19 protein-coding genes are annotated in these 18,002 nt (G+C 69.5%); 4 read left to right on the plus strand and 15 right to left on the minus strand.

The genetic code is table 11. The features are described from left to right. Window positions 1-7 precede the first annotated feature (7 nt). Entirely contained in the window at window positions 8-337 is a 330-nt protein-coding gene (locus FHT36_RS20560) for a hypothetical protein (protein WP_169124329.1), read from the plus strand. Between the two features lie 38 nt (window positions 338-375). On the opposite strand, the gene FHT36_RS20565 is transcribed toward FHT36_RS20560, so the two are convergent. Continuing rightward, window positions 376-1,272 (minus strand): LysR family transcriptional regulator, encoded by an 897-nt coding sequence (locus tag FHT36_RS20565; RefSeq protein WP_169124330.1) that lies wholly within the window; start codon window positions 1,270-1,272, stop codon window positions 376-378. Between the two features lie 107 nt (window positions 1,273-1,379). Here FHT36_RS20565 and FHT36_RS20570 point away from each other — a divergent pair, with 107 nt between their 5' ends. Beyond that, a complete protein-coding gene (locus FHT36_RS20570) occupies window positions 1,380-2,393 on the plus strand; it encodes an aldo/keto reductase (RefSeq protein WP_169124331.1) in 1,014 nt (337 codons plus the stop codon). 19 nt (window positions 2,394-2,412) lie between these two features. Here FHT36_RS20570 and FHT36_RS20575 read toward each other — a convergent pair whose 3' ends face one another. Next, a complete protein-coding gene (locus FHT36_RS20575; protein ID WP_169124332.1) occupies window positions 2,413-3,582 on the minus strand; it encodes an MFS transporter in 1,170 nt (389 codons plus the stop codon). A gap of 342 nt (window positions 3,583-3,924) precedes the next feature. Between FHT36_RS20575 and FHT36_RS20580 the strand changes: the two genes are divergently transcribed. Beyond that, window positions 3,925-5,505 carry a DEAD/DEAH box helicase gene (locus FHT36_RS20580; RefSeq protein ID WP_169124333.1) on the plus strand — a complete coding sequence of 527 codons (1,581 nt, stop codon included), beginning with the start codon at window positions 3,925-3,927 and terminating at the stop codon, window positions 5,503-5,505. 77 nt (window positions 5,506-5,582) lie between these two features. On the opposite strand, the gene FHT36_RS20585 is transcribed toward FHT36_RS20580, so the two are convergent. From FHT36_RS20585 to FHT36_RS20620, 8 genes are all read right to left on the minus strand, one after another. After that, entirely contained in the window at window positions 5,583-6,056 is a 474-nt protein-coding gene (locus FHT36_RS20585; protein ID WP_169124334.1) for a TfoX/Sxy family protein, read from the minus strand. 111 nt (window positions 6,057-6,167) lie between these two features. Beyond that, window positions 6,168-6,941 carry an ATP12 family chaperone protein gene (locus FHT36_RS20590; RefSeq protein WP_169124335.1) on the minus strand — a complete coding sequence of 258 codons (774 nt, stop codon included), beginning with the start codon at window positions 6,939-6,941 and terminating at the stop codon, window positions 6,168-6,170. A gap of 12 nt (window positions 6,942-6,953) precedes the next feature. Then, the gene (locus tag FHT36_RS20595) at window positions 6,954-7,673 is read right to left on the minus strand and encodes an HAD-IA family hydrolase (protein WP_169124336.1); all 720 of its coding nucleotides are present in this window, start codon (window positions 7,671-7,673) and stop codon (window positions 6,954-6,956) included. Then, complete coding sequence (locus FHT36_RS20600; RefSeq protein WP_169124337.1) at window positions 7,670-8,338, minus strand: zinc ribbon domain-containing protein; 669 nt, start codon at window positions 8,336-8,338, stop codon at window positions 7,670-7,672. The genes FHT36_RS20595 and FHT36_RS20600 overlap by 4 nt, the downstream gene beginning before the upstream one ends. Before the next feature lie 280 nt (window positions 8,339-8,618). Beyond that, window positions 8,619-10,475 (minus strand): TRAP transporter large permease subunit, encoded by a 1,857-nt coding sequence (locus FHT36_RS20605; protein WP_246702352.1) that lies wholly within the window; start codon window positions 10,473-10,475, stop codon window positions 8,619-8,621. A gap of 106 nt (window positions 10,476-10,581) precedes the next feature. Beyond that, entirely contained in the window at window positions 10,582-11,205 is a 624-nt protein-coding gene (locus FHT36_RS20610; RefSeq protein WP_169124339.1) for a TRAP transporter small permease subunit, read from the minus strand. A 167-nt stretch (window positions 11,206-11,372) separates the two neighbouring features. Then, entirely contained in the window at window positions 11,373-12,071 is a 699-nt protein-coding gene (locus FHT36_RS20615) for a hypothetical protein (protein WP_169124340.1), read from the minus strand. Continuing rightward, the gene (locus tag FHT36_RS20620) at window positions 12,068-13,174 is read right to left on the minus strand and encodes an RluA family pseudouridine synthase (RefSeq protein ID WP_169124341.1); all 1,107 of its coding nucleotides are present in this window, start codon (window positions 13,172-13,174) and stop codon (window positions 12,068-12,070) included. Before FHT36_RS20620 ends, FHT36_RS20615 begins: the two co-directional genes overlap by 4 nt. Window positions 13,175-13,337: 163 nt before the next feature. Here FHT36_RS20620 and FHT36_RS20625 point away from each other — a divergent pair, with 163 nt between their 5' ends. Then, a complete protein-coding gene (locus FHT36_RS20625) occupies window positions 13,338-14,138 on the plus strand; it encodes a peptidoglycan-binding protein (RefSeq protein ID WP_169124342.1) in 801 nt (266 codons plus the stop codon). Between the two features lie 10 nt (window positions 14,139-14,148). On the opposite strand, the gene crcB is transcribed toward FHT36_RS20625, so the two are convergent. The 5 genes from crcB to FHT36_RS20650 are packed head-to-tail and all read right to left on the minus strand — an operon-like array spanning window position 14,149 to window position 17,908. Next, window positions 14,149-14,538 carry a fluoride efflux transporter CrcB gene (crcB, locus tag FHT36_RS20630; RefSeq protein ID WP_169124343.1) on the minus strand — a complete coding sequence of 130 codons (390 nt, stop codon included), beginning with the start codon at window positions 14,536-14,538 and terminating at the stop codon, window positions 14,149-14,151. An 18-nt stretch (window positions 14,539-14,556) separates the two neighbouring features. Further along, entirely contained in the window at window positions 14,557-14,835 is a 279-nt protein-coding gene (locus FHT36_RS20635) for a type II toxin-antitoxin system RelE/ParE family toxin (protein ID WP_169124344.1), read from the minus strand. Then, window positions 14,832-15,062 carry a hypothetical protein gene (locus tag FHT36_RS20640; protein WP_169124345.1) on the minus strand — a complete coding sequence of 77 codons (231 nt, stop codon included), beginning with the start codon at window positions 15,060-15,062 and terminating at the stop codon, window positions 14,832-14,834. The genes FHT36_RS20635 and FHT36_RS20640 overlap by 4 nt, the downstream gene beginning before the upstream one ends. Before the next feature lie 57 nt (window positions 15,063-15,119). Further along, window positions 15,120-16,430, minus strand: coding sequence for a replication-associated recombination protein A (locus FHT36_RS20645; protein WP_169124346.1), 1,311 nt, complete (start codon window positions 16,428-16,430; stop codon window positions 15,120-15,122). A 20-nt stretch (window positions 16,431-16,450) separates the two neighbouring features. Next, window positions 16,451-17,908, minus strand: a complete 1,458-nt coding sequence (locus tag FHT36_RS20650; RefSeq protein ID WP_169124347.1) for a DegQ family serine endoprotease — start codon at window positions 17,906-17,908, stop codon at window positions 16,451-16,453. Between the last annotated feature and the right edge of the window lie 94 nt (window positions 17,909-18,002).

Consider the following 18,002-nt stretch of genomic DNA (forward strand, 5'->3'; position numbering starts at 1 on the left):
AACGAAAGTGACACGCGCGAGGCGCGGCGTGCGGCTCGCCATGGCGGCGGGCCTCGCTGCGGCGACGCTGCTGCCGGGGGCGGCGCGGGCGCAGTCGTTCGGCAATGACGAGCAGTCCTGCGTTTATTACGGCTACTGGGCGGTCTCCGTCATCTATCTGGCGGCGAGCCAGGGCTGCGACTGGAAGCGCGCCAACGAATGGATCGACCCCATGCGCCACGCCAAATGGTGCATGGGCCAGTCGGCGCAATCCATGTCCAAGGCGCCGCAGGTCCACCGCAACGGCGTCACCGCCCGCTGCGCCAAGCAGGGCGCCTCGGTGAAGATCAATATCTGACCCGTGCTGCCCGCCTCACGCCGGGGCGGGCTGCGCGTTCACGCACTCTCGGCCTTCACGAAATCCACGAAGGCCCGCAGCGGCGCCGGCATCAGCCGGCGGCTGGGGAAATAGAGGCGGGGGCCGGGAAAATCCTGCTCCCAGTCCTCCAGCACCCGCACCAGCCGCCCGGCCGCGATGGAGGGCGTCAGCAGCCCCTCGAAGCTGTAGATGAGGCCTAGCCCCGCCTCGGCGGCGGCCACCTCCAGGTCGATGCTGGAGGCGATGATCGGCCCCTCCGGTCGCACCTTCACGATCTCCCCGTCCTTCTCGAATTCCCACACCGGCATGTGACCGCTGGCGAAGCGGTGGCGGACAGCGGCATGCCTCAGCACATCGTCGGGATGCTCCGGCCGGCCGTGCCGCGCCAGATAGGCGGGTGCGGCGGCGGTGGCGAAGCGCTGCACGCGTGGGCCGATGGGCACGGCGATCATGTCCCGCTCCAGCCGCTCGTCATAGCGGATGCCGGCATCGAAGCCGCCGGCCACCACGTCGATGAAGGCATCGTCCGCCGACACCTCCAGCACGATGCCGGGATGGCGCGCGAGGAAGGCGGTGGCGATGGGCGGCAGGATGAACCGCGCCACAGCGCTGGGCACGCTGAGCCGCAAGGTGCCGGTGGGGCTGTCGCGGAAGGCGTTCACCGCATCGAGCGCGCCTTCCACTTCCGCCAGCACCGGCGCGAGGCGCTCCATGAGCCGTTCGCCCGCCTCGGTGGGGGTGACGCTGCGGGTGGTGCGGTTGAGCAGGCGCACGCCCATGCGCGCCTCCAGCCGCCGCACCGCCGTGCTCAGGGCAGAGGGCGACACCCCGCGCGCCACCGCCGCCCCGCGAAAGCCGCGGGCGCGCGCCACCGCCATGAAGGCATCGAGATCGGAGAGGCTGGCACCGGTCATTGTGCAAAATATTGCACAGGGCTTGCCAAACTCACAGGATTATCGAACAACCGATTGCGAGGCATGCTCCGGCCATCAAACACGCCATCCGGCCACGGAGCATGAAGATGACCGCCCTCGCCCCCTCCCCCCGCCACCTCGGCACCACCGGCCCCGAGGTCTTCCCCCTCGGCCTCGGCTGCATGGGCATGTCCGATCTCTACGGCCCCGCCGACCGCACGGAGAGCATCGCCACTCTCCACGCCGCGCTCGATGCCGGCGTGACGCTGCTCGACACCGGCGATTTCTACGGCATGGGCCACAACGAGTTGCTCATCGCCGAGGCGCTGAAGGGCCGGCCGCGCGAGAACGTGGTGCTGAGCGTGAAGTTCGGCGCGCTGCGCGATCCCGCCGGCAACTGGATCGGCTTCGACGGGCGCCCGCAGGCGGTGAAGACGGCGCTGGCCTACACGCTGAAGCGCCTCGGGGTGGATTACATCGACATCTACCGCCCGGCCCGCCTCGATCCCGTCGTGCCCATCGAGGAGACGGTGGGCGCCATCGCCGACATGGTTCAGGCTGGCTATGTCCGCCATGTCGGCCTCTCCGAGGTCGGCGCCGAGACCATCCGGCGGGCGGCGGCGGTGCATCCCGTCAGCGATCTCCAGATCGAATATTCGCTGATCTCCCGCGGCATCGAGGACGGCATCCTCCAGGTCTGCCGGGACCTCGGCATCGGCATCACTGCCTATGGGGTGCTCTCGCGCGGCCTCATCAGCGGCCACTACCAGGCCTCCGGCGCCGCCTCGGACTTCCGCGCCCACAGCCCGCGCTTCCAGGGCGAGAACGTCGCCGAGAATTTGAAGCTGGTGGAGGCGCTCCGGCAGGTGGCGCAGGCGCGCGGGGCCTCGGTGGCGCAGGTGGCCATCGCCTGGGTGGCGGCGCAAGGCACGGACATCGTGCCCCTCGTCGGCGCCCGCCGCCGCGACCGGCTCGCCGAGGCGCTGGGATCGCTGGACGTGACGCTCGATGCCGCGGCGCTGGCCGCCATTGAGGCCGCCATCCCCAAGGGGGCGGCGAAGGGCGCGCGCTATGCCGCCGCGCAGATGGCGATGCTCGACAGCGAGCGCACCGGCGCCTGACGTTAGGTCCCCCGAGTCCCTAGAACGTCTCCGGAGGCGAGACATGGCCCCGCCGCGGCTGGAGTAGGCCGGCGGGGCCGGCCAACACCAGCATGCCCACGCCGGCGGCGATGAACATGGCCGCGACGCCGGCAAGGCCCGCCCCCTGCGTCAGCCCGAGCGCGCCCACCGCCTGACCGATGAAGAAGGCGGAGGCGAACAGCGCCAGCGCCGATCCGCGTGCCTCCGGAGCCAGTTCCGTGGCGAGGATCTGCAGCACGTTATGGATCATGTAGAAGGCGAAGCCCGCCCCGGCGAAGATCGCCGCCATGAGCACCAGCCCATGGGCGCGGGTGGCGAGAATGAGCAGCACGCCCACCCCCGCCGCGCCCCAGCGCACCATGCCGCTAAGCCCGAGATAGCGCACCAGCAGTGGCACGGCGAAGGTGTAGACGGCGCCGCCGACGGCGAAGGCCGCGAGGGCGATGCCCGCCTCCTTGGCATCGCCGATGCCCTGATGGACCATCAGCGGCGCCACCAGCGGGAACACGCCGAAACTCAGCGCCCCCTCGATGGCCACCACCCCATAGACCTTGATGGACAGGGGATTGCGCAGAACCAGCGCGTAGCGGGCTAGGGAGGCCGCAAACGACAGCGGCTGGCGCTCGCCCTCCTCCGTGAGGCCGAAGGTGGTGGCGAGCGCGGCGAGGGCGGCGACGCCGAAGGCGCACCAGAACACCTCGCGCCACCCCGCCATCTCCGCGATGAAGCCGGCCAGCGCCGAGCCGGAGAGCTGGCCCAGCACCAGCGCCAGCAGCACCCGGCTGAGCGCCAGCGGCCGCTGATCGAACGGCACCCGGTCGCCCACCGTCGCCAGCACCACGGGAATGATGCCGCCGGCGAAGGCGCCGCAGAAGACGCGGGAGGCGAGCAACATCTCGTGGCTGGTGGCGGTGGCCGAGACCACGAGGCCGATGGAGAGCATGGCGAGGTTCACGCGGATGAGCCGCACCTTGCCCACCGCATCGCCGATGGGGCCGAACACCAGCTGCATCAGCGCATAGGGAAAGGTGAAGGCGCTGGCGAGCATCGCCACCTGCTGCAACGTCACCTGCAGCTCGCTCGCCAGGATGTTCAGCATGGGATCGACGACGCGCATGGAGAACGCGCTCGCGAACGCCGCAAGACCGAGGACCAGGAGGAAGGGCATGGGATCCGGAAGGACGCCGACAGGGACGCCATCCGTGCGGCGTCGGCCGGGACGGGTCAACCCGACGAGGCCGCATGGGTGCAGTGCACACTCATTCGTGACGCGCATGGCGCGTGCCCGCAAAGCGTGCATTTGCGCGCGAGCGCCCGCGGATTGGCGCTTTTCACGCGCCGAATCGGAGAGACCGGCCGGAAAACATTGACACGGCGCATCATTTTCTTATGTTGCTATGCGTCGTCCGAGATATGTCGAATCCAAGCGCGCCGACCGACGACCACTCGTCTGACCCCGTACGGCACGGGACGTTCGATCAGCGGCGCGCCGCCGCATCCAAAAGATGCAATGTCATTTTCCGAGCTCGGCCTGAGCGATAAGGTTCTCGCGGCTGTCGCCGATACTGGCTACACGACCCCGACCCCCATCCAGGCCCAGGCCATCCCCCATGTTCTCGCGCGCCGAGATGTTCTCGGCCTCGCGCAGACAGGTACCGGCAAGACCGCCGCCTTCACGCTCCCCATGCTGACGCTGCTGGAGCAGGGCCGCGCCCGTGCCCGCATGCCGCGCACTCTCATCCTGGAGCCCACCCGCGAGCTCGCGGCCCAGGTGGAAGAGAATTTCACGCGCTATGGCAAGTACAGCAAGCTGAACGTCGCCCTGCTCATTGGCGGCGTTTCCTTCGGCGACCAGGACACCAAGCTCGTTCGCGGCGTGGACGTGCTGATCGCCACCCCCGGCCGCCTGCTCGACCATGTGGAGCGCGGCCGCCTGCTCCTTTCCGGCATCGAAGTGCTCGTCATCGACGAGGCCGACCGCATGCTGGACATGGGCTTCATCCCGGACATCGAGCGCATCTGCAAGCTCGTGCCCTTCACCCGCCAGACGCTGTTCTTCTCGGCCACCATGCCGCCGGAGATCCAGCGCCTCGTCTCGCAGTTCCTCTCCAGCCCCGTTCGGGTGGAAGTCTCCAAGCCCGCGTCCACCGCCACGACGGTGACGCAGGAACTGGTCGCCTCCGGCCGCGAGGACTACGAGAAGCGCGAGGTTCTGCGCGAGCTGATCCGTAGCTGCGAAAACCTGCAGAACGGCATCATCTTCTGCAACCGCAAGCGCGACGTGGCGGTCCTCCACCGCTCGCTGCAGAAGCACGGCTTCAACGCCGTCGCCCTGCACGGCGACATGGACCAGCACGCCCGCATCAAGGCCCTGGACGAGTTCCGCAACGGCGAGGCGACCCTGCTGGTGGCCTCCGACGTGGCCGCCCGCGGCCTCGACATCCCGGCGGTGAGCCACGTCTTCAACTATGACGTGCCCCACCATTCCGAGGATTACGTCCACCGCATCGGCCGCACCGGCCGCGCCGGCCGCGCCGGTACGGCCTACACCATGGTCACGCACCTCGATGCCAAGTCCCTCTCGGCCATCGAGAAGCTGATCGGCAACCCGATCCCCTGGCATGGCGCGCCCCTGGGCGACGCCCCGCCGGCCTCCGAGCGTCGTGGGCGCGACGATGGCCGTCTGCGCGGCAAGCGCCGCATGGACAAGGAGCCCCGCGAGGGCCGTGGTGATCGCGATGGTCGCGGTGAACGTGAGCCGCGCCGCGAGCGCGAGCCCCGGGCCGAAGGCGCGGAGCGTGGGGAGCGTCAGCCGCGGGCGGAGCGTCCCGAGCGCGCCGATCGTCCTGAGCGCACGGAGCGTCCCGAGCGCACCGAACGTCCCGAGCGTCAGGAGCGGGAACGCGCCGCGCGTCCGGAACGGACCGCCGAGCGTGGCGACCGCCCCGAGCGCAACCGCCGTCCCGCCCGCGAGGATGCTGCCGAGGCGCGTCCCCCGCGCCGCGAACGTGCCCCCGCCAACGAGCCGGCGGACATGTCCCACCTCCCTGCCTTCCTTCTGCGCCCCGTGCGCGTGAAGGCCGGTGCGTGAAGGTAGCTGCATGAAGGCGCGCGCCGACCTCCGGGCCGTCGCGTCCTTTCAAATGTTCTGATGGATCAGCGCGCCGCTCAGCCTTGGGCCGGCGCGCTTTTCTTTTTGGCGGCGGGCTTCTTCGCAGGCGCCCCGCCTGCCGGCTTCGCCTTCTTCGCAGACGCGCCGCCTGCCGGCTTCGCTTTGTTCGCAGACGCCCGGCCTCCCGGCCGGGCTTTGGCTTTGGCTTTGGCCTCATTGGCCGCATGGGCCACGAAGAGGGCGCGGCGGGCGAGGGCTGCGAGGTCCTCGGCATCGTCCAGCGCCTCTTCGGGCACGGACCAGAAGCCGCCCATGGTGCGGGTGACGCCCTTGGCCACATAGCTGAAGGGCACGGAGCCCCGCCCCTTCAGATCCTCGGCCAGCGCCGCATCGGCCTTGAGATAGAAGCTGTCGCCGGCCCACAGGGCGAACATCAGCCCGTCCGCATAGAGCCCGGCCCCGCCGAACATGCGCCGGACGGCCACCGGGCCGAAGGCGGCGAAGAGATCGGCAATCGCGTCCTCGTCCATTCCCCCTCCCCGCTCAGGCGCCGCGCAGGCGTGTGGCCCTTCCCGCGCTCAGGCGCCGCGCGGGCTCTTGCTCCACCTCGCTCAAGCGCCGCGCGGGCTTGAAGGGGCGGATCAGCCCACCAGCGCCAGCACCTGCGCGGCCGCGTCCATCTCGGTGCGGCGGGCGGCGCGGCGGGCGGTGGCGAGTTCGTCCTCGCCCCACTGCTCTCGGTTGAAATCCTCGTCCACATGCGCCGCTGTCCACGCCGCGTCGGCGGAGAGCGCGCCCTCGGCCACGGCCAGGGCGAGGAGGGCGGAGCCGGTCAGCGTCGTCATGGAATGCACGGCGGCGAGGCGCAGCGGATCGGCCGGCACCCGCGCCCGCACCTTCGCCAGCGACTCCTCCGGCTGCGCCACGTGGGTGATGCCCTCGGCGAGGTAGAAGCGCGCGCCGTGGGTGGCCTTCATCCAGTCCAGCACGGCATCCCAGTGCTTCGCCTGCCGGTCCAGCAGCTTCTGCGGGCCGTCGGCGCGGTAGAAGAGCATGTCGGTGCCGGCATAGTTCACCACCTCGTCCGCCACCGCCTGCGCCTCCGGCGCCACCCGGTCGAGGGCGACGTTGACAAGGCGGGTCAGCGGCATGGTGAAGGGATCGATCTCGGTCTGCTGGGCCGCCCATTCGGCGGCCATGGCTTCGGCCAGCGCGCGGGTCGGCGCCTTGAGCAGGCCGCGCGCGGGGGTGCGGACGGGGCGGCCATCGAGGAGGATGGTGTAGCCGCCCTCCCCCTCGCCCACGCTGACGTCCTTATAGAAGCGCTTGGGCAAGGGCGCCCTCTGGGCGGCGCGGGCGCGGGCGACGGGATCGCCCGGATCGCCGCTCTCCACATCTTCCAGGAACTCACGCATCTCAAGCTTTCCTCAGATCACGACGCGGCGGCGGGCCAGAAGCTCGGCGATGGCCTCGGGCACCTCGCGGAAGTGCTGGACGATCCGGTCCGCGCCCGCCCGCTCCAGCGCCGGAACCTCATGATAACCCCAGGCGACGCCAAGCGCCGAGGCCCCGGCCTGCAGGGCCATGGAGATGTCATAGGTGGTATCGCCGATCACCACCGTATCCTCCGGCCGTGCGCCGATCTCCCCCATGGCCTGGAACACCATGGCCGGATGGGGCTTGGAGGGCGCGTCGTCGGCGGTCTGGATGGTGGAGAACCAGCCCTCCATGCCCTGCACGGACAGGATGCGGTTCACCCCCCGCCGCGACTTGCCGGTGACGATGCCGAGCACCACGTCCTCGCGCTGGCGCAGCCCCTCCAGCACCTCGCGGGCGCCGTCGAACATGGGCTCGGGGGCGTCCGCATTCAGCAGGCGGTTGAAGGCGACCTTGTAGGCATCGACCATCGCCTCGATGGGATAGGACGCATCCCCCTGCGACAGCACCGCGAAGGCCTGCGGCAAAGAGAGGCCCACCAGCGAGAGCAGCTTCTCCCGGTCGGGCACGGGCACGCCGTGGGCGGCGTGGACATCGTGCATGGCGGAGACGATGAGGTGCTGGCTGTCCACCAGCGTGCCGTCGCAGTCGAACAGCACCAGCTTGAGGCCGGCGGAGGAGGAAGGTTCGGCGTCGGCTGCTGCGCTCATTTCTGCGTCATCTGCTGGGTCGCGATATCATAGGTCCATGTGGTGCCGGAGGGATCGACGAACAACACCTGCCGGAAGCCGCGCTGCTCGCACTGCTTGGGGAAGGGGCCGGCGACGATCAGCTCGGCCGCGGTCTTGGCCGGGAAGTTGAACTTGATGGTGAGCAGCGTCGCGTCGTCGCCGCCGGCCGTCACCGTCAGGTCGAGGCCGTTCTGGGCGAAGCTGTCCTGCTTGCTCTTGGCGAAGGCCCGGCGCGCGGCGGCGTCCGCGGCCGGCGCCGGGGCGGTGCCGTTCACCGTGGGCAGCGGCAGCGATGCGTCCTGCGCCGGCGCGCCGGCGGGCGGTGCCGTCGGGGTGGGAGCGGCGGCCTGCGCCGGAGGCTGGGCGGGAGCGGGCGCCGGCTGGGCAGGCGCGGGTGGTTGCGCGGCCGGGGCCGGTGCTGTCGCCTGAGTTTGCGGCTGCGCGTCGGGTGTCTCTCCCGGCTCGGCCGACATGACCCACCAGACGAGGCCGCCCGAAATCAGCGCCACCACGGTGCCGCCGAGGCCCACGAGGAACGGCATCACATAGCTCGTATGGAGCTTGCGGCCGCAGAAGGGGCAATGGGCCTCCTCGGGATAGACCTGCGCCCCGCAGCCGGGACAGAAGTCGGGCCTCGGGTTCATCGCAATCACCTCCGCACGCTCGGCCCGGCAAGTCCCGGTCACCGTGGTCCCGGTCGCCGTAGCTCCGGTCCGCCCTGGCTGCGCCACGCTGGCGGCGTCACCCCGGCCGGTCCAGCACCTTGATCGATCGATGTGGCCCTGTGCCCGCGGCGCGCCGCGAATCGCAAGGCCTCCCCCATCACCACGAATGCACGACGGGGCGGAGGAACAGAAGCCCCCGCCCCGTCATGTCCATTCCGAATGCGCCCTGAGGAGGGCAAGGCCGGCCTGCCGGCGCCCGCTATTTCCCGAAGCCGAGGTCGAGGGGCGGCGGTGACGTTGCGTCGAGGCCGGGGGTGAGGTTCTCGAACTGCTGCTGGATCTGCTGCTGGTCGAGCTGGATGCCGCCGCTCTTGTAGTGGGTCACCATGCCCGGGAAGAGGATGATGAGCGCCACCATGACGAGCTGGATGCACACGAACGGCACCGCGCCCCAGTAGATCTGCCCGGTGGTGACCGGCTGCATCATCTTGCCCGTCACCCGGTCCACATAGGGCACCTTCGCCGCCACCGAGCGCAGGAAGAACAAGGCGAAGCCGAAGGGCGGATGCATGAACGAGGTCTGCATGTTCACCGCCAGCATCACGCCGAACCAGATGAGGTCGATGCCCATCTTGTCCGCCGCCGGCCCGAGCAGCGGGATGATGATGAAGGCCAGCTCGAAATAATCGAGGAAGAAGGCCAGCACGAAGACCAGCGCGTTCACCGCGATGAGGAAACCGGTCTGGCCGCCGGGCAGCGACACCAGCAGCTCCTCCACCCACTTGTGCCCGTCCACCCCGTAGAAGGTGAGCGAGAACACGCGCGCGCCGAGCAGGATGAACAGCACGAAGGCCGAGAGCTTGGCGGTGGAGTAGGTCGCCTGCCGCAGCAGGTCGAACTTCAGCCGGCCGCGGGCGAAGGCGAGGATGACCGCGCCAAGCGAGCCCATGGCGCCGCCCTCGGTCGGCGTCGCGACGCCGATGAAGATGGTGCCGAGCACGAGGAAGATCAGCGCCAGCGGCGGCACCATCACGAATACCACCTGCTCGGCGAGCTTGGACAGCAGCTTCAGCCGGAACACGCGGTTGATGACGGCCACGACGAAGGCGATGCCCACGGTGGCCGACATGGTGAGCACCACATAGTCGGCGCCGAACTTCACATGGCTCATCTCCATCAGCTCGATGGCGCCGGCGATGGACAAAGAGAGCGCGATGAAGAGCGAGGGCGTGAGCAGCTTCGCCGTGCCCGACATGATGAAGAACAGCACCACGAACGAACCGATGCCCCACACCGCCATGTTGGCGACGCCGGGGAACGCGCCCGCCGTCAGGCCCGGCAGGGAGCCCCGGGCGATCAGGAAGGCGAAGCCCGCCGCCGCCACCGCGCCCATGATGCGCGAGGGCAGCGTCTTCTGGTCCGGATCGCGCAGGGTCTGCGCCTCCAGCGGCAGGCCGGGCGCCGCGTTCGGGAAGATCGAGGAGATGATGAAGATGTAGACCGCGTAGAGGCTTGCGAGCAGCAAACCGGGCACGAACGCGCCCTCATACATGTCGCCCACCGAACGGTTCAGCTGGTCGGCCATGACGATGAGCACGAGGGAGGGCGGGATGATCTGCGCCAGCGTGCCCGACGCCGCGATGACGCCCGAGGCGACGCGCCGGTCGTAGCCGTAGCGCAGCATGATGGGCAGCGAGATGAGGCCCATGGAGATCACCGAGGCCGCCACCACGCCGGTGGTCGCCGCCAGCAGCGCGCCGACGAAGATCACCGCATAGGCGAGGCCGCCACGGATGGAGCCGAACACCTGCCCGATGGTGTCGAGCAGGTCCTCGGCCATGCCGGAGCGCTCGAGGATGAGCCCCATGAAGGTGAAGAAGGGCACCGCGAGGAGCACTTCGTTGTTCATGGTGCCGTAGACGCGCTCGGGCAGCGCCTGCAGGAACTTGGGCTCGAACAGGCCGAGATAGATGCCGATGAGGCCGAAGATCAGTCCGTTGGCCGCCAGCGAGAAGGCCACCGGGTAGCCGAGCAGCAGGAACAGCACCAGCGCGCCGAACATGATCGGCGCCATGTTGTGGATGAACCAGCCGCGGAAGCCGGGCTCCGCCGCCATCGCCACGTCGGGCAGCGCGATGAGCAGGACGGCGAGGAGCGCGACGGCGAGCGCGGCGAGCGGGCGGCGCTTCAGGAGCGTACGGACGAAGGACATGAACGCGCTCCTACTTCTTGGCCGCAGGGGCGACGGACGCGCCATCGGGAAGTTCCGCATCAGCCAGCAGGCGCTCGGCCTCGGCCGCAAGGGCCGCATGGCTGCCGCCCGCGCCCTCGTGGGGGTCCTCCATCTTTCCGGTGAAGATGGCGACGCGCTTGATGAGCTCGGAGATGCCCTGCAGCGTCAGGAAGAAGAAGCCCACCGGCACCAGCAGCTTCGCCGGCCACTGCGGCAGGCCGCCGGCGTTCAGCGACTGCTCGTTGATCTCGAAGGAGGCCAGGAAGAAGGGCCACGAGGTCCACAGCAGCAGGATGGAGAAGGGCAGCAGGAAGAAGAGGTGGCCGAAGATGTCGATGCCATCGCGGGTGCGCTTGGGCAGCCGGGAATTCACGATGTCGATGCGGATGTGCTCGTTGTCGATGAGGGTCCAGGACGCGCACAGCAGGAACACCGCGGCGAACAGCACCCATTGCAGCTCCAGCCACGAATTGGAGCTCATGTCGAACAGCTTGCGGATGATCGCATTGAGCGCCGACACAAGGATGGAGACGAGGATCAGCCACGCCGCGGCCTTGCCGATGCGGGTGTTGACGGCATCGATCCCCCGCGAGAGGGCGAGAAGGGCTGTCATTGGGATCATTTCCCTCGGGCTCGGCCGGAGATGGCTCCGGACTGCTTCTTCTTTGGCCTTCAGGCCTTGGCGCGCACCATAGGGGAAGATGCTGTGACTTCAAGCCGGAGGCGGTTACCAGACTGCCGAATGCGGCAGGGGTCAGACCAAAGTCGAAGACGCCGGCTTCAACGCGTCGCGGGCGCATCCGGCCAGGGCGGCGGACCGGGTAGACCCTGCCCTTGGGTGAAGCGGGCGGCGGCCCGGTCCCATTCCAGCACCCGGCCGGTTCCCGCGACCGGGCTGGGCGCCACGCACCACACCGCAAGGTCCGTGCCCTGGCGCGGCAGCAGCGTGATGGCCCGGCCGAGGCCCTCGAACGCCGCCGTGCTCTCCTCCACCTCCCGCGGCTCGGTGCGGCAGAGGCTTTCATCCTGCGGCGGCATCACCCTGTCCGTGACCAGATTCCACCGCCCGGATGCGTGGGAATAGAAGCGCACCCGCCCGCCGAACGGCACGCCACCGCGCAGCGCGCGCTCGCTGAGGCCGAGCAGCGGGAAACCCTCCCGGTCGAACCACACGGCGACTTCCGTGACGAAGTGCGCCGCCCCGTCCCCGTCGCCCCGGTCGTCGATGCGCAGGTAGCCGTGCGGGACATCGAGGGTCAGCGTCACCCGCGCCCGTGGCCCGTAAAGGCGGCCGCCCGAGGCCGTGGCGCCGGCGCCCTCCCCGCGGATCTCATAGTCGGGAAAGCCGGTCGCCTGGGCGATCTGGAGATCGCGGAACCAGTAGAGCACGCCCTCCCGCTCGGCACCGCCGCTCCCCGCCGCCGCCGGCGCGACGGCCAGAGCCGCCGCAGCAAGCCACAGCAGGGCGGCGCGCCTCATCCCTCCGGCGCTTCCAGGATGGGATCGTATTGCGAGGCGTCGAAGCCGAGCACCGCGAAGGTCTGCGCCATGTGCTGCGGCAACGGCGCGGAGACGTCGATCACCCCATTGCCGCGCGGATGCGGGATGACGAGTCGGCGCGCCAGCAGATGCAGGCGGTTCTGCAGGCCGCCGGGCAATTCCCAGTTCTCGATGTCGAAATACTTCGGGTCGCCGAGGATCGGATGGTGGATGTGGGCGAGATGGGCGCGCAGCTGGTGGGTGCGGCCCGTCACCGGCTTCAGCGACAGCCAGCTCATCTTCTGCGCGGCCTGATCCACCACGGCGTAATAGGTGATGGCGTGGCTCGCCTCGTCCTCGCCGTGGCGGGCGACGCGCATCTTCTCCTCGTCCTCGTCGCGGGCGAGATAGGTGGAGATGCGCCCCTGCCGGGGCTTCGGCACGCCGGGCACCACCGCCCAGTAGACCTTGCGCGCCTCGCGCGAGCGGAAGCTCTTGGCCAGCACCGAGGCGGCGAGCCGCGACTTGGCGATGAGCAGGCAGCCGGACGTGTCCTTGTCGATGCGGTGGACGAGGCGGGGCTTCTGCCCGTCCCGGTCCTTCAGCGCCTCAAGCAGTCCATCCACATGCCGGTACGTGCCGGAGCCGCCCTGCACCGCGAGGCCGAACGGCTTGTTCAGCACCATCACGTCCTTGTCCTCGAACAGGGTGATGGATTTGATGAAGGCTCGGTCCTCTTCCAGCTTGCGCACCGCCGGGTCTTTCGACGCGCGGGGCTTTGCCGGCGGAGTGGCGGACGGAGTGGCGCCTGTCTCGGCGGAGGCCGCGCGGGCGCCGTCCTTGCCGGCCTCGCCGCTACGCGCCCCCTTTGCCGGGGCGGCCGCCGCCTCGGGCTCTTCCAGGCCGAGCGGGGGAATGCGCACGCTCTGGCCGGGCTCGACGCGGGAAGAGGTCTTCACCCGGCCGCCGTCCACCCGCACCTGCCCGGTGCGCACCAGCTTCTGCAGGTGCCCGAAGGAGAGGTCCGGATAATGCACCTTGAACCAGCGGTCGAGGCGCATGCCCGCCTCGTCCTCGGCCACGGTTCTGGTCACGACAGCCATGGTCGCTGAGCCTCTCGGGTTTCGCGTTGAGGCCAGACACATAGTCCAAGCGCGAAGCTGCGTCACCCGCACACGACCCTAAAGAGCACGAATGGCCATTTACAACTATAAGTACATGTGATTGCCTTCTGTAAGGCCAAGTTGCGGCCATCGGAGGCGATCCATGTCCAGGCTCTCCACCCCCGTTCCCTTCCCCGCCAGCCGCTACGCGATCAACGGTCCGAACCTGTCCGGTGCGCGCAACGCCACCATGCTGTCCCTGCTCGGCAATCCCCGGGGCAGCTACAGCGAGGACTGCCAGTGGCCAACCAACCCCCGGATCACCGACCTGCTGGTCCGGCGCCCGAGCCTCGGCCCGCTGGAAAACATCACCGGCCTCCGGCCGGCGGTGGCGGCGCTGGAAAAGATTCTCGACGACATCAGAACGTCGGTCCCCCATGTCCATGCGGCGCTTGGCCATGAGGGGATGCTGTGCGCGCGGTTCGTGCGCGGCAGCCGCAGTGCCATCAGCAACCATTCGTGGGGCACGGCCATCGACCTCACCCTGGAGGGCAAACTCGACACGCGCGGCGACGGGAAGACCCAGGCCGGGCTGCTTGAGATCTACTCTATCTTCAATGCCCACGGCTTCTTCTGGGGCGCGGCCTTTTCCACCGAGGACGCCATGCATTTCGAGGCCTCTGACGAACTGATCCGCCAATGGGCCAAGGACGGCGCGTTCGGCAAGGCAGCTGGCCGCATCCCCGCGCTCGGAGATATGCTGACCTTCGGCGACCGCGGCAAGGTGGTGGAGGAGCTTCAGGTGGCGCTGAACCTCGCGCTCGCGTTCGATCTCGCCCCCGATGGCATCTTCGGTGCACAAACCCGCGCCGCGGTCCTGGAGTTCCAACGCCGCAAGGGCCTGCCCCTCACGGGAGAGGCAGATACCGCGACCCGCGCCGCTCTCGAGGAGGCGGTCAGCTAGGCCGCCACCATCACGTCAGGCTGCGCACCAGCATGATGCCGGCCCAGACGCCGCCGAAGCCCAGCAGCACCGAGCCGAGGGCATAGGCCAGCGCCATCCCCAGCTCGCCCCGCTCGGCCAGATAGAGGAAATCCAGCGAGAAGGTGGAGAAGGTGGTGTAGCCGCCCAGCACCCCGGTGGTGAGGAACAGCCGCACCGGCTGCGTCCAGGTCTCGCCGTCCTTGAAGGCGAGATAGCCCGCCATCAGCCCCATGATGAGGCTGCCCGACACGTTGATGAGGAAGGTGGCGAAGGGAAAGCCCGTGCCCAAGAGCCGCGGCACGGCCATGTTCACGAAATGCCGGATAGTGCCGCCGAGGCCGGCGCCGAGGAAGACGATGAGGGCGGGGGGCAGGTTCATGGCGGGTTCCGAAACTGATCAGGAGCGCGCACGGCGCGCGGCATGGAGAACGGCGAGGATGGTGATGCCATCCGCATCCACACGATAGATGACAAGGTAGGGCGTATCGGCGATGGCGAGTTGCCGCGTGCCCGGCACGGTGCCCGCCGGAGCGGACAAAGGGTGGTCTGCGAGATTGAGAATGGCCCGCTCGATGCGGGCGACAAGGCGGCCGGCGGCCGCGGGGCTGTCGGCGGCGACGTAGCGCTCGATCTGCCTGAGGTGCCCGAGGGCGCGGGCACGGAAGGTGACCTTCATCCCCGGAAGCGGGCAAAAAAGGCTTCGACCTCCTGGGGGGACGCGTTCGGGTCCCCATCCTCCAGCGCGCGGCGAACCTCCTCCTCCTGCTCGGGGGTGAGGACATAGACCGCGCCTTCCCCGGCGCCCGCCTCGATCACGTGGAGGAACTCGCGGGCGAGCGCGTCCTGCTCCGCCTCGGGCAGGGCTTCAAGCTTCTCGATGAGTTCGCGCATCAGCCGGGTCATGGTCGCCTTCAGGAGTCCAGCCTCGGGGCGGATCATATACGAAGGCCGACAGCCCCGCTATTTCCCGCCGCGCTCGGACCTCAGGCGCGCCCAGTAGTCCAGCCGCTTCTTGATCTCGCGCTCGAAGCCGCGTTCCACCGGGCGGTAGAAGCTCTGGCGGCCCAGCGCCTCGGGGAAATAGTTCTGGCCGGAGAAGGCATCCGGCTCGTCATGGTCGTAGCGATAGCCGGTGCCGTAGCCCTCGGCCTTCATCAGCTTGGTCGGCGCGTTCAGGATGACCTTGGGCGGCACCAGCGAGCCACCTTCCTTAGCAACGCGCATGGCGGCCTTGAAGGCCGTGTAGACGGCATTCGATTTCGGCGCGGTGGCCACATAGACGACCGCCTGCGCCAGCGCCAGCTCGCCCTCGGGGGAGCCGAGGAAGTCGTAGGCCTCCTTCGCCGCATTGGCGACGACGAGGGCCTGGGGGTCGGCATTGCCGATGTCCTCGATGGCCATGCGCACGATGCGCCGGGCGAGAAACAGCGGGCTCTCCCCCGCATCCAGCATGCGCGCCAGATAATAGAGCGCCGCGTCGGGGTCGGAGCCGCGCACCGCCTTGTGCAGCGCGGAGATGAGGTTGTAGTGGCCGTCCTCGCTCTTGTCGTAGATGGGCGCCCGGCGCTGCACCACCTCGCTCAGGCCCGCCACGTCGAACACCTCGCCGGGCCGCGCGGCGCGCCACACCTCTTCCGCCAGGGTCAGGGAGGCGCGGCCGTCGCCATCGGCCATGTTCACCAACGCCACGCGCGCTTCCTCGGTGAGGGGCAGCTCCCGGCCCTCCACCTCCTCGGCGCGGGCGAGCAGCTTCGCGACGGCTTCGGCATCGAGGGAGCGGAACACCAGCACTCGGGCGCGGGAGAGAAGCGCCGCGTTAAGCTCGAAGGAGGGATTTTCCGTGGTGGCGCCCACCAGCGTCACCGTGCCGTCCTCCATGACGGGCAGGAAGCTGTCCTGCTGGGCGCGGTTGAAGCGGTGGATCTCGTCCACGAACAGCAGCGTCGCGGTGCCCGAGAGGCGGCGGCCGCGGGCCTGCTCGAACACCTTCTTCAGGTCCGCGACGCCGGAGAAGATGGCGGAGATCTGCTCGAAGTGGAGGTCCGTGGCCGAGGCCAGCAGGCGCGCCACCGTGGTCTTGCCGGTGCCTGGCGGCCCCCACAGGATGAGCGAGCCGAGGGAGCGTGTCTCCAGCATGCGCGAGAGCACGCCATCCGGCCCCACCAGATGGTCCTGCCCCACCACCTCCGAGAGGCGCGACGGGCGCAGACGGTCTGCGAGGGGGCGCGCCACCCCCTCCCCCAATCCCGCCGCCTCGAACAGGTCGCTCATGGGTGCCTCGGCCGGGTCTGTCAGCCGCGCAGGACGGCGGTGATGCTGCGCCCGCCGCGCAGGACCGTCACCCGCCATCCCCGCTGGGGCACGGCGGCAAGCTGGTTGAGATCGCCGGTGCGGGCGACCTTCTCGTTGTTCACCTCGACGATGACGTCGCCGGGGCGGAAGCCGGCGGCGGCCGCAGGGGAATTGTCCTGAACGTCATAGACCACGACGCCGGTGGCGTTGGTATCCACCTTCAGCTCCTCCGCCACGGCCGGCGACAGGTTGACGATGGTGGCCCCGGCGAAGGGCGAGCGGCCACGCAGCAGCAGTTCCTCTCGCGGCACCGTCTCGGGTGCCACCTCCAGCACCACCACGAGAGTCTGATCCTTGCCGGAGCGGTTCACCAGCAACGCCGCCTTGCCGCCGATGGGGCGGGTGGCGAGGCGGTAGTTGAGGGATTCGGGATCGTCGATGCCCTGCCCCTCCACCGACACCACGAGGTCGCCGGTCCTGAGCCCGGCCTTGGCGGCGGGGCTGCCGGCGGTCACGCTCTGCACCAGCACGCCGGTGGGGCGCGGCAGGCCGAGGCTCTCGGCGATGTCGGGCGTCACGCGCTGCAGCTTGGCGCCGAGCCAGGGCCTCCGCACGGACTTGGAGCCGCTCTTGGCCTGCTCCACCACCACCCGGCCCATGTTGGCGGGAATGGCGAAGCCGATGCCGTGGGAGCCGCCGGAGCGCGAATAGATGGCGGAATTGATGCCCACCACGCGCCCCGCCATGTCCACCAGCGGCCCGCCGGAATTGCCGGGATTGATGGCCGCGTCGGTCTGGATGAAGAACTGGTAGTCGGAGACGCCCACCTGCGTGCGGGCGAGCGCGGAGACGATGCCCTGCGTCACCGTCTGGCCGACGCCGAAGGGATCGCCGATGGCGAGCACCAGGTCGCCCACGGCGAGGCTGTCCGAATCGCCCAGCTCCAGGAAGGGGAAGCGCTCCTTCGCCTCGGTCTTGATGCGCAGCACGGCGAGGTCGGTGCGCTGGTCGCGCAGCAGCACCTCGGCCTCGTACTCGCGCCGGTCGTTGAGGGCGATGCGGATTTCGTCCGCCCCCTCGATGACATGGTAGTTGGTGAGCACCAGCCCCGAGGGATCGACGATGACCCCCGAGCCGAGCGAGCGCTGCACCCGCTCGGGCGCGCGCAGGCCGGGCCCCTCGCCGGGGCCACCGGGACCGCCTGGTCCGGGCATGCCGAAGAAGCGGCGGAAGAAGGGATCGTCGAAGATCGGGTTCACGCGCTGCTGCGCCGTCTTCAGCGCATAGACGTTCACCACAGCCGGCGCCGTCTTCGCCACCACCGGCGCGAAGGTGAGCGTCACCTCGGCCTGCGAGGCAGGAACACGCTGCTGCGCCGCCGGCTGGGCGAAGGCGGGCGTGCCGAAAAGAAGAGCAAAGGCGGCTGCCGCCGCCACACATGAGAGCCGTCCGAACATACCGCCACCCTTGAAGCCTGTTCCGCGCTCAATGCCGGGCGGGGCGACCCGTTCCCGCCGCGGCGCGAGGCCCGGCCGATTCGCGCGGTGAGGC

The organism is Xanthobacter sp. SG618, from assembly GCF_012932745.1.
Classification (GTDB): domain Bacteria; phylum Pseudomonadota; class Alphaproteobacteria; order Rhizobiales; family Xanthobacteraceae; genus Xanthobacter; species Xanthobacter flavus.

Bases quoted from the DNA above. Each gene is read 5' to 3' on its own strand.
- FHT36_RS20620 (WP_169124341.1), bottom strand. From the start codon at position 13,174: ATGGCTGTCGTGACCAGAACCGTGGCCGAGGACGAGGCGGGCATGCGC.
- FHT36_RS20600 (WP_169124337.1), bottom strand. From the start codon at position 8,338: ATGAACCCGAGGCCCGACTTCTGTCCCGGCTGCGGGGCGCAGGTCTAT.
- FHT36_RS20590 (WP_169124335.1), bottom strand. From the start codon at position 6,941: ATGCGTGAGTTCCTGGAAGATGTGGAGAGCGGCGATCCGGGCGATCCC.
- FHT36_RS20565 (WP_169124330.1), bottom strand. From the start codon at position 1,272: ATGACCGGTGCCAGCCTCTCCGATCTCGATGCCTTCATGGCGGTGGCG.
- FHT36_RS20605 (WP_246702352.1), bottom strand. From the start codon at position 10,475: ATGGCGGCGGAGCCCGGCTTCCGCGGCTGGTTCATCCACAACATGGCG.
- FHT36_RS20625 (WP_169124342.1), top strand. From the start codon at position 13,338: ATGTCCAGGCTCTCCACCCCCGTTCCCTTCCCCGCCAGCCGCTACGCG.
- FHT36_RS20570 (WP_169124331.1), top strand. From the start codon at position 1,380: ATGACCGCCCTCGCCCCCTCCCCCCGCCACCTCGGCACCACCGGCCCC.
- FHT36_RS20585 (WP_169124334.1), bottom strand. From the start codon at position 6,056: ATGGACGAGGACGCGATTGCCGATCTCTTCGCCGCCTTCGGCCCGGTG.
- FHT36_RS20645 (WP_169124346.1), bottom strand. From the start codon at position 16,430: ATGAGCGACCTGTTCGAGGCGGCGGGATTGGGGGAGGGGGTGGCGCGC.
- FHT36_RS20610 (WP_169124339.1), bottom strand. From the start codon at position 11,205: ATGACAGCCCTTCTCGCCCTCTCGCGGGGGATCGATGCCGTCAACACC.
- FHT36_RS20650 (WP_169124347.1), bottom strand. From the start codon at position 17,908: ATGTTCGGACGGCTCTCATGTGTGGCGGCGGCAGCCGCCTTTGCTCTT.
- FHT36_RS20640 (WP_169124345.1), bottom strand. From the start codon at position 15,062: ATGACCCGGCTGATGCGCGAACTCATCGAGAAGCTTGAAGCCCTGCCC.
- FHT36_RS20575 (WP_169124332.1), bottom strand. From the start codon at position 3,582: ATGCCCTTCCTCCTGGTCCTCGGTCTTGCGGCGTTCGCGAGCGCGTTC.
- FHT36_RS20595 (WP_169124336.1), bottom strand. From the start codon at position 7,673: ATGAGCGCAGCAGCCGACGCCGAACCTTCCTCCTCCGCCGGCCTCAAG.
- FHT36_RS20580 (WP_169124333.1), top strand. From the start codon at position 3,925: ATGTCATTTTCCGAGCTCGGCCTGAGCGATAAGGTTCTCGCGGCTGTC.
- FHT36_RS20635 (WP_169124344.1), bottom strand. From the start codon at position 14,835: ATGAAGGTCACCTTCCGTGCCCGCGCCCTCGGGCACCTCAGGCAGATC.
- FHT36_RS20615 (WP_169124340.1), bottom strand. From the start codon at position 12,071: ATGAGGCGCGCCGCCCTGCTGTGGCTTGCTGCGGCGGCTCTGGCCGTC.
- crcB (WP_169124343.1), bottom strand. From the start codon at position 14,538: ATGAACCTGCCCCCCGCCCTCATCGTCTTCCTCGGCGCCGGCCTCGGC.